Source organism: Neobacillus sp. SuZ13 (genome assembly GCF_030123365.1).
GTDB lineage: Bacteria > Bacillota > Bacilli > Bacillales > Cytobacillaceae > Neobacillus.
Genome location: NZ_CP126107.1, coordinates 1,860,483 through 1,872,943, shown reverse-complemented (window position 1 = coordinate 1,872,943; position 12,461 = coordinate 1,860,483). Strand labels below are relative to the sequence as shown.

The 12,461-nt window shown below is 37.1% G+C and carries 14 protein-coding genes; 3 read left to right on the top strand and 11 right to left on the bottom strand.

Annotated features, from left to right (window positions below):
- Nucleotides 1–13 precede the first annotated feature (13 nt).
- On the bottom strand, nt 14–790 hold the full coding sequence (locus QNH17_RS09095) for a 2-keto-4-pentenoate hydratase (RefSeq protein ID WP_283878366.1): 777 nt from the start codon (nt 788–790) through the stop codon (nt 14–16).
- Nucleotides 791–807: 17 nt separating this feature from the next.
- Nucleotides 808–2,271, bottom strand: a complete 1,464-nt coding sequence (locus QNH17_RS09090) for an aldehyde dehydrogenase (RefSeq protein WP_283878365.1) — start codon at nt 2,269–2,271, stop codon at nt 808–810.
- A 218-nt stretch (nt 2,272–2,489) separates the two neighbouring features.
- Between QNH17_RS09090 and QNH17_RS09085 the strand changes: the two genes are divergently transcribed.
- Nucleotides 2,490–3,272 carry an IclR family transcriptional regulator gene (locus QNH17_RS09085; protein WP_283878364.1) on the top strand — a complete coding sequence of 261 codons (783 nt, stop codon included), beginning with the start codon at nt 2,490–2,492 and terminating at the stop codon, nt 3,270–3,272.
- A 25-nt stretch (nt 3,273–3,297) separates the two neighbouring features.
- On the top strand, nt 3,298–4,233 hold the full coding sequence (locus QNH17_RS09080; protein ID WP_283878363.1) for an amidohydrolase family protein: 936 nt from the start codon (nt 3,298–3,300) through the stop codon (nt 4,231–4,233).
- Between the two features lie 43 nt (nt 4,234–4,276).
- Here QNH17_RS09080 and sda read toward each other — a convergent pair whose 3' ends face one another.
- From sda to QNH17_RS09045, 7 genes are all read right to left on the bottom strand, one after another.
- The gene (gene sda / locus QNH17_RS09075; protein ID WP_283878362.1) at nt 4,277–4,402 is read right to left on the bottom strand and encodes a sporulation histidine kinase inhibitor Sda; all 126 of its coding nucleotides are present in this window, start codon (nt 4,400–4,402) and stop codon (nt 4,277–4,279) included.
- A 36-nt stretch (nt 4,403–4,438) separates the two neighbouring features.
- The gene (locus tag QNH17_RS09070; RefSeq protein WP_283878361.1) at nt 4,439–6,508 is read right to left on the bottom strand and encodes a bifunctional aldolase/short-chain dehydrogenase; all 2,070 of its coding nucleotides are present in this window, start codon (nt 6,506–6,508) and stop codon (nt 4,439–4,441) included.
- 196 nt (nt 6,509–6,704) lie between these two features.
- Nucleotides 6,705–7,352 (bottom strand): SH3 domain-containing protein, encoded by a 648-nt coding sequence (locus tag QNH17_RS09065; RefSeq protein ID WP_283878360.1) that lies wholly within the window; start codon nt 7,350–7,352, stop codon nt 6,705–6,707.
- Between the two features lie 138 nt (nt 7,353–7,490).
- Nucleotides 7,491–8,375 (bottom strand): SCO family protein, encoded by an 885-nt coding sequence (locus QNH17_RS09060; protein WP_283878359.1) that lies wholly within the window; start codon nt 8,373–8,375, stop codon nt 7,491–7,493.
- A 147-nt stretch (nt 8,376–8,522) separates the two neighbouring features.
- Nucleotides 8,523–9,332, bottom strand: coding sequence for an ABC transporter ATP-binding protein (locus tag QNH17_RS09055; RefSeq protein ID WP_283878358.1), 810 nt, complete (start codon nt 9,330–9,332; stop codon nt 8,523–8,525).
- Between the two features lie 284 nt (nt 9,333–9,616).
- On the bottom strand, nt 9,617–10,081 hold the full coding sequence (locus QNH17_RS09050; RefSeq protein ID WP_283878357.1) for a flavin reductase family protein: 465 nt from the start codon (nt 10,079–10,081) through the stop codon (nt 9,617–9,619).
- A gap of 28 nt (nt 10,082–10,109) precedes the next feature.
- Nucleotides 10,110–10,757 (bottom strand): protein kinase family protein, encoded by a 648-nt coding sequence (locus tag QNH17_RS09045; protein WP_283878356.1) that lies wholly within the window; start codon nt 10,755–10,757, stop codon nt 10,110–10,112.
- A gap of 130 nt (nt 10,758–10,887) precedes the next feature.
- Between QNH17_RS09045 and QNH17_RS09040 the strand changes: the two genes are divergently transcribed.
- Nucleotides 10,888–11,439, top strand: a complete 552-nt coding sequence (locus QNH17_RS09040; RefSeq protein WP_283878355.1) for a GNAT family N-acetyltransferase — start codon at nt 10,888–10,890, stop codon at nt 11,437–11,439.
- Nucleotides 11,440–11,452: 13 nt separating this feature from the next.
- Here the strand turns inward: QNH17_RS09040 and QNH17_RS09035 are convergent, their stop codons facing one another.
- Nucleotides 11,453–11,653 carry a hypothetical protein gene (locus QNH17_RS09035; protein ID WP_283878354.1) on the bottom strand — a complete coding sequence of 67 codons (201 nt, stop codon included), beginning with the start codon at nt 11,651–11,653 and terminating at the stop codon, nt 11,453–11,455.
- 93 nt (nt 11,654–11,746) lie between these two features.
- Nucleotides 11,747–12,289: an outer spore coat protein CotE gene (locus tag QNH17_RS09030; RefSeq protein ID WP_283878353.1), complete on the bottom strand. Its 543-nt coding sequence runs from the start codon at nt 12,287–12,289 to the stop codon at nt 11,747–11,749.
- Nucleotides 12,290–12,461: the final 172 nt, after the last annotated feature.

The window sequence follows — 12,461 nt, the reverse complement described above, 5'->3', positions numbered from 1 at the left end:
CTCCTTTAAACGGTTAAAACCGTACACTAACCTGACCGATATGAGCGAATCTTGCCGTAAATGTATCACCCTTTTGAGCTGCTTCTGCTGCTGACAAAGCCCCTGAGAGAATCACTTCGCCTGCTTTTAGCGAGAGATCGAATTCGGCTAATTTATTCGCTAACCAGGCAACACACTTTGCTGGATTTCCTAAAGCCGCTGCACCCACCCCCGTATTGACGAGCTCACCATTTTTCATTAGTACCATGCCAATTAATTCAAGATCAATATCGGCTATTTTTGTTGGCTTACCACCAAGCACATAAAAACCAGATGAGGCATTGTCTGCCACTGTATCAGCCAACTTAATTTTCCAATCTTTTATTCTACTATCGACGATTTCCAGAGCAGGTACAATATAATCGGTTGCCTGAATGACATCAAGCGCTGTTAGATTTGGCCCCCGTAATTCCTTTTTTAGGATAAAGGCAATCTCCGCTTCTACTTTTGGTTGAAGAACTTGCTCTATATTAATCTGACCACCATTTTCTACCACCATATTGTCCAGCAAATGTCCGTAATCAGGTTCATCTACACCTAATAAATTCTGCATCGCCAAGGACGTTAATCCGATCTTTTTCCCTACTATGATTTGTCCCTGTTCTATTTTGCGCTGAATATTTTCCAACTGAATATAATAGGCTTCTTTTACTGTCAGTGTTGAATCTACTGAAGTAAGCGGAACCGTACCGATCCGTGTGTTCTCCGCTTCAGCTAGTTTTTCTGCATATTGCTTTATTTTGTCCGTCAAAAGAATGACTCCCCTTCTTATAATTTAATCGTAATATTGGATAATTCAGAGTAAAAATCAATGCTATGCATTCCGCCTGTTCTGCCAATTCCACTATTTTTCATCCCTCCAAATGGGGTGCGCAGGTCACGTAGAAACCAAGTGTTTACCCAAATGATGCCTGCTTCAATTTGATGAGCAACCCGGTGCGCCCGTCTTAAATCGTTTGTCCAAATCGTTGCACTTAAACCAAAATGGGTATCATTTGCCTGCATGATCACTTCTTCTTCCATATCAAAAGGCATTACTGTTACAACCGGCCCAAAAATCTCTTCACGGACACAACGGGAATTCCGGTCTACTCCTGTGATGATCGTGGGTTCTAAATAATATCCTTTTTCAAACCCATCTGGACGTTTTCCTCCTGTCAGAATGGTCGCACCATCATTGCGGGCAATTTCAATATAGCTATTAACCCGGTCATAATGTTCCTTACTGATTAATGCCCCCACCTTTGTATCTTCATTTTCTGGAAGCCCTACTTTTAAGTTTTTAACCTTTGCTACAAATTTGTTCAGGAATTCTTCATACGCCGGGCGCTCAACATAAATGCGTGAACCGCAGAGACAAACTTCACCTTGGTTAATAAAACTTGATTTGATTGTTGTTTCGACCACTTCATCCAGATCCGAATCGGCAAAAATAATGTTAGGATTTTTCCCTCCTAATTCAAACGACAATCTCTTTAATGAACTTGATGCAGCCTTCATAATAGAAGATCCGGTTCCTGGCTCACCAATGAAGGAAATCGCATCGACATCAGGATGTTCCGAAATGGCACCGCCTGCGGAATTTGGTCCGAAGCCATGTACAAGATTAACCACTCCATCTGGAACCCCAGCTTCTTTACAAATTTCCATCAATACCGTTGCCGTCATCGGAGTCCATTCTGCTGGTTTAATCACGGCTGTATTGCCCATCGCTAAACATGGTGCTAATTTCCAAGTCAGTAATAATAATGGCAAATTCCAAGGTTTAATAATACCAACTACCCCAACTGGGCGCCGATAGGAGTAATGAATGGCTATGTCATCCTGTTGGTTTGCATCCGTATTAACAGAAATCATATAATCAGCAAAAAAGTGGAAATTATAAGCAGCCCTCGGGACATCAATACTATTAGCCAACCAGAACGGTTTACCAGTGTCCAACGATTCCAACCGGGCTAATTCCTCTTGTCTTTCGAGGATTAAATCTCCTATTCGACGAAGAATCTTTGAACGTTCTCCTGTCGTCATCTTTTTCCAACTGCCATTGAATGCTCTGCGGGCGGCTGCTACGGCATAATCAACCTCGTCTTTTCCCCCTTCTGCTACCATCCCTAAAACTTCTTCAGTGGCAGGATTAATATTTTCAAATGTTTTTTTGTTATGCGACTCAACAAATTGGCCGTTAATGAAATGCAAACAATTGATAGCCTTTACTCTTGTTTCGACAGTCATCTTTTTATTCCTCCAATTAAAAAACTATATTTTCTTAACTAGAAGATATCCCCTTTCAATTTCATATACAACACCGTTGTTTCTATATGTGAAACAATTAAAAATAATTTTAATTTTTAAAAAATAACTTTTCTTTTCATTTTTCTTTTGATATATTGACCACTATAAAGGAACCTAGTTTTACATAATGAAACAGTGGGTAGAGGGAGGAATGAGTGATGGAAACAAAGAAACAGGAAGAAAATTATCTTTCTTCCTTAAAAAATGCTCTTCGGATCTTAAATAGTTTCTCGATGGATGAACCTGAAAAGAAAATTGGTGAAATTTCAACTTCTCTAGGATTAAACAAAAGTACAGTCAGCCGGACCATGGCAACCCTTGCAAGCGAAGGGTTCGTGCATAAAGATCCCGAAACGAAAAAATATCGCTTAGGCCTCTCTATTCTTACTCTTAGCGGTGTCGTATATAGTTCAATGGATATCTATCGTGACTCACAGCCGGTCTTAAACAAGCTAGTTGACACACTTGGTGAAACCGCTCACATATCTGTTTTAGATCAGTCGGATGTCATCTATCTTCATAAAGTAGAATGCAATCATCCTGTTCGATTCTTAACTCATGTTGGACGAAGAAATCCGCCTTACTGTACAAGTTCAGGGAAAGTTTTACTAGCATTCTCTGATGAAGATGTGACGAAGAGCGTAATCGAAAAAGGGCTTCATAAATTCTCAAAAAACACGATCACAGACACCGATATGCTTCATGCTCACTTACGTGAAGTAAGGAAAAATGGCTATGCATCTAGTGTCGAAGAATTACTTGATGGAGTCACTTCTATTGCTGCACCGATTTATGATTACAAAGGAAAAGTAATTGCAGCCTTGTCCATTGTGGGTCCAAAGCAGCGATTCCCACCTCATAAAATTCAAAGTATAGCTAAAAAAGTAATTAGTGCTGGTTTAGATATTTCTAGAAATATGGGCTATCGAAAAATAGATTAATATAATCGTATAGGAGTGAAAGTTAATGCTTGATTTTCATACTCATTTTATTCCACCTGAAGTAATCGTTTGGCTGCAAGAACATCAAAAGATCATTAATGCGAAATGGAGCCAAAAAGATGACACCAAAGAGCCTTTCTTAACGATTAATGAAAAATGGGGGTTTGAGCTAAAAAAGGGTTTTATTGATGGTGAATATTATTTGACCGAACAAGAAAAAGCGGGTGTTTCTCATTCACTTATCTCACCAATCCCCCAACTGTTTCTGTATGATTTCCCTGAAGAAATAACCACTGAAATGGCCGCAATATACAATCATACATTAGCCGATTGGACCAATAAAACACCTCAGAAACTATCTGCCTTAGGTACTGTCCCTCTCATCAATCCTGATAAAGCGGCTCAAGTATTAAATCAGGCGATGAATCTGGGATTAAAAGGAGTCATCATTGGTCCGGGTTTATCTGACCATATGTTATCTGATGACATTTTTATCCCTTTCTTCGAAGAAGCCAATCGATTACATGCGATTGTTTTTATTCACCCCTTACTATGTGAAGACCCTCGCTTAAAGCGAAGAATGATGCCTAATTTAATTGGGGTACCTTGGGAAACAACTGTTTGTGCAACAGATATTCTTTTAAGCGGAATGATTGATCTATATCCGAATGTAAAAATACTATTTGCACATGGCGGAGGTTTCCTGCCCTATCAAATTGGCAGACTTGATAAAGGTTATGAACAATGGGGGCTAGTCTCTTCCAAACTGAAAGCAAAACCATCTGAATACTTAAATCGATTCTGGTATGATACCGTTTTATGGAGCCCTGATAGTATTGATTTTCTTATTAAAACAGTCGGAGAAGACAGAGTCGTTCCAGGTTCTGATTACCCTTTTGACCTCTCGATGTGGCCTCCAAAGGAATTTAATACAAAAGGTGCAAGTTCGATCTTCGTATAGATGAAAAAAGTTGACCCCATTTATATAGGAGTCAACTTTTTTGTTAATTAATCAAGAATCGTTTTCTATCTAACTCGTTTACTAGTAAATCAATAAAGTCTTGTCTTAAATTTAATTCAATTGCTTTATTTAGTGTTTCGAGCAATTGTTCCATGCTTAATTTCTGCATAATCATATCACTCCAGAAAGCTTTGACGTAAAAATCTTATCTAGTAAATGCAGCAGGCACTCCGCCATCCACCGTTAACATACATCCAGTTGTTCTGTCTGATTTTGATGAAGCAAAGAATGCAATTGATTCTGCAATATCTGATGGATAAATATTTACGAGTAAGGTCGTGCGTTTACGGTAATGCTCTTCTAATTGATCCGGTTCGATCCCATATGCTGCAGCACGTTCCTCACGCCATCTTGAACCCCAAATTGCTGAACCTTGAAGAACCGCATCCGGAAGAACAGAGTTTACACGAATTCCATATTCGCCTCCTTCAGCCGCAATGCATCTTGCTAGGTGTGTTTCTAGTGCTTTCACAGAGCTGTAGGCTGCAGCATTCTTACCAGCGTACACAGAGTTTTTCGATCCAATAAACACCATGTTACCGCCAATCGCTTGTTCTTTCATTTGCTTAAATGCTTCGCGGGCAACTAAGAAGTAACCTGTACCTAATACATTCATATTTAGATTCCACTCTTTGAGAGTTGTTTCTTCGAATGGACTTGATGTTGCAAGACCTGCATTGTTTACAATAATGTCTACACCGCCATATGTTAGTGCGGTTTGATTAAAAGCAGTATGAACTTGCTCTTCACTCGTAACATCCATCTTAACAGCAAGAGCACGATTAGCTCCGAATTTTTCGTTAATTTCAGCAGCAACTTTTTCTGCACCTTCTAAATTTAGATCAGCTAGCACCACATGAGCACCTTCTGAAACAAGGCGACGAGCTGTTGCACTGCCAATTCCGCCAGCTCCACCAGTGATAAAAGCTACTTTTCTAGAAAATTCTGCCTCTTGTGGAGCAAGAGTTAATTTATATAGCTCTAATGGCCAATATTCCACGTTATAGGATTCATTCTCGCTTAAAGATACAAAGTTTCCTAATGTGGTAGAACCTTTCATAACAGCAATCGCACGATGGTATAAGGCACCGCTCACTCTAGAATTATTAATGTCTTTACCAGAGTTCACCATACCAACCCCAGGAATGAGGATGACACGTGGAGCTGGTTCAAACATTTTATCGCCTTGATTTTTGTTACGATCAAAATATTCTTGGTAAGCTGCTTTGAAACTGGCAACGCCCTCTTTAATACTAGCAATTAGGACATCCACGTCTTTTGATTGTGGATTCCAGTTAATATAAAGTGGAAGCATTTTTGTGTGAACTAAATGGTCTGGACATGCCGCACCGATTTGTGAAAGCTCAGGTGCATTTTGGCTGTTAACAAATTGCAAAACATCTTCTCCACGATCATAGGTTAGCAGCATTTTCTTTTCTTCACTTACTGCACCGCGGATGATTGGCATTACTTTTGCTAAAATACTGGTTGCTTCTTCCTCAGAAAGAGATTGATATTTTTGTCCGCCAAATACCGACGCTTCATCGATTCTTTCATTAATATATTGTTCTGCTTCATTGATGATTTCAATTGTTTTTGCGTAAGACTGTTCAGATGTTTCTCCCCACGTAACAAGTCCGTGTTTTTCCATTAAAACAAGCTCAGCATTGGGGTTATTTTTAACTCCTTCTGCGATCATTTTTGAAAGTGTAAAGCCAGGACGTACATACGGGACCCAGACAAAACGATTTCCAAAAATCTCTTCGGCAAGCTGTTTTCCGTTATCAGCACAGCAAAGGCTAATAATCGCATCTGGATGTGTATGATCTACATGTTTAAATGGCAAGAACGCATGTAATAATGTTTCAATCGAAGCTCTTGGATGTTTGCTGTCAATCATACAATGTGAAAGATAAGCAACCATATCTTCATCTGTCATTTCATCGCGTTCAAATAATGGACGAATATCTTCTAAATTTAATCCAGTAAAGTTTTGTGCTTTCATAGTCGCTAAATCAGAACCGCTGCCTTTTACCCACATTACCTCGATATCGCGTCCACGGAAATCCTTTTCAATTGTTTTCATTGAAGTATTGCCGCCACCCCAGTTACATACGGCACGATCTGTTCCAATTAAATTGGAGCGATACACTAATTCTTCTACCCCTTTTGAAACCTGTGAAGCTTTTTCAGTATCCCAAAGATTTTTAACCATCCAAGATTCCTCCGTTTGTATGTATATATGTTTATTAACTTCCGTTATTATTATATATTACTTTTGTTTATTTTTGAATATAAAACCTAAAATTTTGTTTTTTATTTGGTTTTTAAAAATCCACTGACTATCTCGAATTTAAAAAGGGGTTGACGAACACCTAAGCAGTGTACGTCAACCCCTTTAAAATCTTTGATTAGAATTTTCTTTTTACTAATTTATGTTTACCCTCGTAGATATAAGACCCCATGAATTCATTTTCAGGATAAGAACTTGGATAAACAACTGTTAAATAAACATTGTTTCCGCTTAATTTAACAGTTGCGATCCCTTTGTTTAAAGCATATCCTTCTATAAATTTAACTTTTCCAACTCCATTTTTATCAAAGGTAATCGTATATTTGTCTGTATCTGATTCCCTTGCATTGGAACCATCCGGCATGGACCACCAGATTCCATATAGATTAATTTTTGCTTTATTGTTACTCGTAAACTTTAAATCCAAACCAACACCTGGTTTACTTGTTGCAGAGGTAAACCATCTACCGCTATATTTTTTATAACTCTTGGCTGTTGCTATTTTAACGTATTTTTTCGAAATATATGCTTTTTTACTTTTATATAAAATTTTATAATAGTTATTTTTTGTAATCGAATAAACAGTTAAGGTTTTCCCCTTATACACTTTACCTAAGACCCTATATTTCGTTCCTGGCCCTGAATAAACTTTTGCACTACTTGAGGACACAGTTATTTTTTTCGTTGCAGCAGAAGCTTCACTCATTGGTTGAAATAATGTAAAAACAAGTAAAAATGCCAGGATTAATTTCAAGTTTTTTCTCATATTTTTCTCCTCCGTATTCTCTACTCTATGCCCTTCTCAGGTTCACATAATATGGAATATTTTACAAAAAAATTCTCTATTAAGCAATTATTTTTTTAAATAGAAAGACCACTATCATTTGTAATAGTGGTCTTTCATTTATTTTCCTAGTTTAATTACCTGATACAATTCATTTCGATCAATCATGCTTCCAGTAAATTCATGAGTTAACCTTCCGTCCTTATTAAATATAAACGTTTTATTATCATGCAAAACTTCTCTCTCGGTTTTTTCGAAATGCTCACCAAGGGTATCTGCCAAGCTTTGAATCTGATTCTTATCCCCTGTAAGCATTTTCAAATAGGATAGATCAAATTTCATTTTCTTTGCATGTTCTTTCATGACTTCTGGTGTATCATTTTCAGGATCAAGTGAAACGGAAACAAGTAAAAGATTATCTATTTTACTTCCTTTTGATTTCAGATCCTGCTGCAAGTTGCTGAAATTCCCCAATAATATTGGACATGCGTTTGGGTCGATACAATTAACATACGTAAAGGTTAGTATAACGGTTTTTCCTAAAAAATCTTGTTTCGTTACTGAATTTCCATTTTGGTCAATAAACTTAAAATCAGGTAAAGTAACCTCTTTTGTCACTTTATGGGCATTCTCTAATGTTTTTGCCTCAACAGTAAATTGCTTTTCGTCCTCAACAATTTTGCCATCGTGTTCTACTTTTATTGAAGCAACCCAATCACCGTTCATCGCTAAATTAGCGGTTCCTAAATATTTGCCATCCCCTATTTCTTCTATAGTTAAAGGGGTTGTTCCGTGATCCATATTTTTCATATTTAAGTCAGCACTTACTTTAGCACCCTTCACCGGATTTCCCTGTTTGTCAATCACTGAAAACTGCATCGCATATATTTTTCCAGGTATAAATGTTTTTGGTGTAGAAAGTTTTATTGTTAAGTTACTTGCTGACCCACAGCCTGTAATTAATATAAACATCAGACTCAATATGAAAACAAAAGATTTTTTCATCTTGCCCAACCTCTCAGTCAGATAAATTTTAGTAATATAGTTCCCTTATACTATATACTACGATCTTCTCTAAATCTGTGAAGTTTTACACATTAACCAAAATAACTAGAGTAGGCACATGATGCATTCATGCGCCTTTTTCGATCATTAATATGCTCTAATTCTATCTTTCTCATCAACCTGAAGTCTAGTAAGCAATGGACGGTTTATCTTCCACTCAACCTGTACAGGAAGATTGAAAAACTCCGTTAACTTTTCACTTGATATCAATTCACTTGTCTCTCCATCTGCAAAAACTTGACCCTCTTTTAGTAAAAGGGTTTTATTGAAAACTGGCAGGATTTCTTCGACATGATGGGTGACATAAATCATGGTCGGGCCATCTTGATTTTTTGCAATTTTTTCAATTGATTCTAATAGTTGTTCACGTGCGATAAAATCTAGTCCATTTGTCGGTTCATCCAAAATGAGCAAAGAGGGGTCTGCCATCAGTGCACGAGCAATTAAAACACGCTGCTTTTCCCCTTGTGATAATTTTTCGTAATTTCTGTTTGCATATCTAATACAACCAAGTGTCTCTAAGAGTCCAACAGCCTTTTTTCTCATTTCATCTGTGGGTGTTTCATAGAGACCAATCGAAGCAAAAGCACCGCTTAAGACAACCTCAAATGCATTATCTCCTGGATGAAATTTTTCCTGAAGTGAAGATGAAACAAATCCAATTTGTTTGCGCAGCCTCTCACTTAAATACGTTTTCCCAAATTCCATCCCCAGTACAGTTACATTCCCTTTTGTCGGAAAATAATAGGCATTTAATAAATTTAAGATTGCAGTTTTACCCGAGCCATTTAAACCAAATAATACCCAGTTTTCTCCTCTATTAATCTGCCAATTTACATCTTGCAAAATCCAATTTCCTTCTCGTCTTAAAGAGACATTTTCGAGTTGTAGTATCATAGTTTAAGCTCCTTTATTATCATCAATTTTACTAAGAAATTTTTGTATCTCTATTGTATCAAATATTCAGAAAATAAAAAAATAAGCCCTTCTAGGAGGACTTACTAAATTCCTTCAATCGACAATTTAATCTATTATACTAGTACCTTTTTTAATTTTTCCGTAAGTGCTGGAATTACTGTCTTGTAGTCGCAATCACACCGAGATTGGCACGTTTAAAAATAGGCGCTTCTGAATCTGTATTGATTGCGACAACAGTTTTCGCAAACTGTTTGATTCATAATCTACTCATCTGCAAGCGATCTATATTTTCCACCAAAATAAATTAGCGGGTCCGAATCCTCCAGGTTAATGCTAGTTACCCGGCCAATAAAAAGGGTATGATCTCCTTCCACATGCTCGGCCGATACTTCACATGTAATTTGTGCCACTGCACCAGGTAAAACTGGGATTCCTTCAATACGCTCAAACGGTACTTCTTGTTGATTTTTTAACTGCCCCGCAAAAATCATTGATAATTCTTGCTGTTTGGCAGCAAGGATATTGACCGAGAACTTTTTGCTTTGTTTTATTTTTTCAAGCATTTGTGCTTTTTCAGCAATCGAAATGACAACAAGTTTTGGATTAAGCGAAACAGACATAAAGGCATTCGCAGTCATTCCATGTACATTTCCCGCTACTTCTGTTGCCACTACTGTTACTCCAGTTGCAAATTTCCCCATTGCGTTTCGAAACTGACGGTCATCCATAATTACACCTCGCTAAATATTATTATTTTTAGCCTTTCTTTTTCAAACGACGATACATCCGATATCCTTTCCGCATTGCATCCACCATTAAAAAAGGGATTGGTGGATGATATTTATATATATATGGTAAATAAATCTTATAATAAGCTTTTTTTAAATCTTTCCATTTCCTACAAAATCCTTTCTTATAAAAATCGGATATATCAACAATATATCCTCTACCCTCAAACATGACGACATTTTTCCCATGGACATCATAGGGATTTAATCCAACTGACCTTGCATAATCTAAACCGGAATCAATATCTTTTATAACTGATTCGGGAATTGGAACCCCCTTTACAAGGGCATCAAACAAAGTAATACCTTCAAGCTTTTTTAAGATTAAATAATTTTCCCCATAATCATACAGTGTAGAATAACTTTTATGATTTCCTAATCTTTTATATACTTCAATTTCCTTCTTAAGTTCCTCAGGATTTCGCCCATATACTTTTACAACCCATTCTGGCTTTGCATCAAGCGAAAATACCCCAGCATAATTACCACTTCCGATGGTTCTCCAGATCGGTGACTGATTTTCTATGATAATGGGGTCAAACGGACTGATTGTCGTTAATTGTATTTTCGGGAATAACTCTGTTTCTATTAAATTTATATACTCTGCTTTTTGCAAAATTGTACACCTTCTAAACCAAAATATAATGGAAATTTCTTTTATGCCATTATACACTAATAATTAGTATAAAGATTTAGAATTCATATAGAAATTCGGAAGCAATAAAGGCTAATAGAAAGGATTTGCTATGACTTTTCCCATTTTAGAAACCAAAAGACTTAAATTAATTGAAATAACCCATCAGCATGTTGACTACATATACGATATTTTATCCTTAGAAGAAGTGACAAGGTTTTATGGGACTAATCGTTTTACTCTTCCCGTTGAAGCATCAAGATTAATTGACATGTTTCATAAGAATTTTGTTGATAAGCGCGGGATCCGTTGGGGTATTAAATTAAAAGAAAATCAGCGTTTCATCGGTACAGTGGGTCTTAATGGTTTACATTTAAAAAATAAGCGTGCAGAGATTGGCTATGAACTCCATCCAAATTTTTGGAGAATGGGACTAAGCTCCGAAGCAATAAATGAAGTGATCCGTTTTAGCTTTCAACAATTAGATCTATATCGTATTGGTGCCGTTGTCTACCCGGAAAATGAAGCATCAATCAATTTACTAATGAAGATTGGTTTCACAAATGAAGGAATCCTGCGCGGCTATATTAATCAAAATGAGCATTTTCATGATACGTACGTCCTGTCGTTATTAAAACCAGAATGGATAGAAAGCCAGGGTTAAACTCCTGGCTTTCTTATTCCTCAAAATAATCCTTAACTTTTTTAGGGTTTTTTACTACAGTATCATTGTAATACGGATTACATTCCGTAGCATCTTGTGGATCGAGATTTGTTTTGATCACTAACATTGGTGAGGGTGAACTTTCAGCGATTATTCGGTCATTTAATTGGTCAAAATCTGGCATATTTTTATTTCCTGGCTGTCTAGGATCCATTCTAACACCTCCTTGTCTTAGCTTGCTAATTTTGCCTTTATTAATTCCCCCGGAAAAGAAAAAAACTAGGAAGTAAAAACCTCCTAGTTACTTTTATTCTTCTTCGGAACCGACTAAGAAATCTGGATTTAACTCTTCGAATTCTTCGTCGTCAACGTCCAAGCCCCAATCATCGTCGTCTTTGTGTCCCTCTGAGCTGACAAGAACACAAACCTTGGTTTCGCCAATTACCTCTACGAGGAACTCTCTTTCAACATGGACGATGATACGATTGCCATTCGGGGAAATGACCGCTTCAACACAATTTGGCTGTTGCAGCACTCGAGCACAAATTTCATTGTCATCGAGGCAATCATGGTCGCGATACTTTAACTTAATGACATCTGTATACTGGACACGTTCTGTGACAACTTCTGTTTTGGTATTATCATTAAATGAATACCAAACATTGATGTCGTAAGAGCCATGTATCTCTACAGTTTTGCCTACCTTTTTCGCATTGTATTTATGGTTGATGATCCAACAGCCAAGTATACTTGTTGGACTATGCGCCGGGCTAATCGTATGATTGGACTGGGTGAATTTTCGTCCTTTCGCTACTACGGCCTTGGTAATTATCTCTCTATATTCTCCCATTTCGCGCGAACCCTCCTCATTCATTTTCATTTCATCGTATGCAAGATATAAGACTAGTGTGAAATTTATTTTGTTTAGTACTGGATAAAAGTTTAGTCATAGTTCATTTTATGCGGGAGTTATAGGTGTGTGCCTTGTATGCATGTACTTATAAAGGAAGAGTAATAAGATT

Excerpts from the sequence above, each read along its gene's own strand:
- QNH17_RS09090 (WP_283878365.1), bottom strand. The coding sequence starts at position 2,271 with ATGACTGTCGAAACAAGAGTAAAGGCTATCAATTGTTTGCATTTCATT.
- QNH17_RS09070 (WP_283878361.1), bottom strand. The coding sequence starts at position 6,508 with ATGGTTAAAAATCTTTGGGATACTGAAAAAGCTTCACAGGTTTCAAAA.
- QNH17_RS09055 (WP_283878358.1), bottom strand. The coding sequence starts at position 9,332 with ATGATACTACAACTCGAAAATGTCTCTTTAAGACGAGAAGGAAATTGG.
- QNH17_RS09060 (WP_283878359.1), bottom strand. The coding sequence starts at position 8,375 with ATGAAAAAATCTTTTGTTTTCATATTGAGTCTGATGTTTATATTAATT.
- sda (WP_283878362.1), bottom strand. The coding sequence starts at position 4,402 with ATGCAGAAATTAAGCATGGAACAATTGCTCGAAACACTAAATAAAGCA.
- QNH17_RS09050 (WP_283878357.1), bottom strand. The coding sequence starts at position 10,081 with ATGGATGACCGTCAGTTTCGAAACGCAATGGGGAAATTTGCAACTGGA.
- QNH17_RS09040 (WP_283878355.1), top strand. The coding sequence starts at position 10,888 with ATGACTTTTCCCATTTTAGAAACCAAAAGACTTAAATTAATTGAAATA.
- QNH17_RS09035 (WP_283878354.1), bottom strand. The coding sequence starts at position 11,653 with ATGGATCCTAGACAGCCAGGAAATAAAAATATGCCAGATTTTGACCAA.
- QNH17_RS09085 (WP_283878364.1), top strand. The coding sequence starts at position 2,490 with ATGGAAACAAAGAAACAGGAAGAAAATTATCTTTCTTCCTTAAAAAAT.
- QNH17_RS09030 (WP_283878353.1), bottom strand. The coding sequence starts at position 12,289 with ATGGGAGAATATAGAGAGATAATTACCAAGGCCGTAGTAGCGAAAGGA.
- QNH17_RS09080 (WP_283878363.1), top strand. The coding sequence starts at position 3,298 with ATGCTTGATTTTCATACTCATTTTATTCCACCTGAAGTAATCGTTTGG.
- QNH17_RS09065 (WP_283878360.1), bottom strand. The coding sequence starts at position 7,352 with ATGAGAAAAAACTTGAAATTAATCCTGGCATTTTTACTTGTTTTTACA.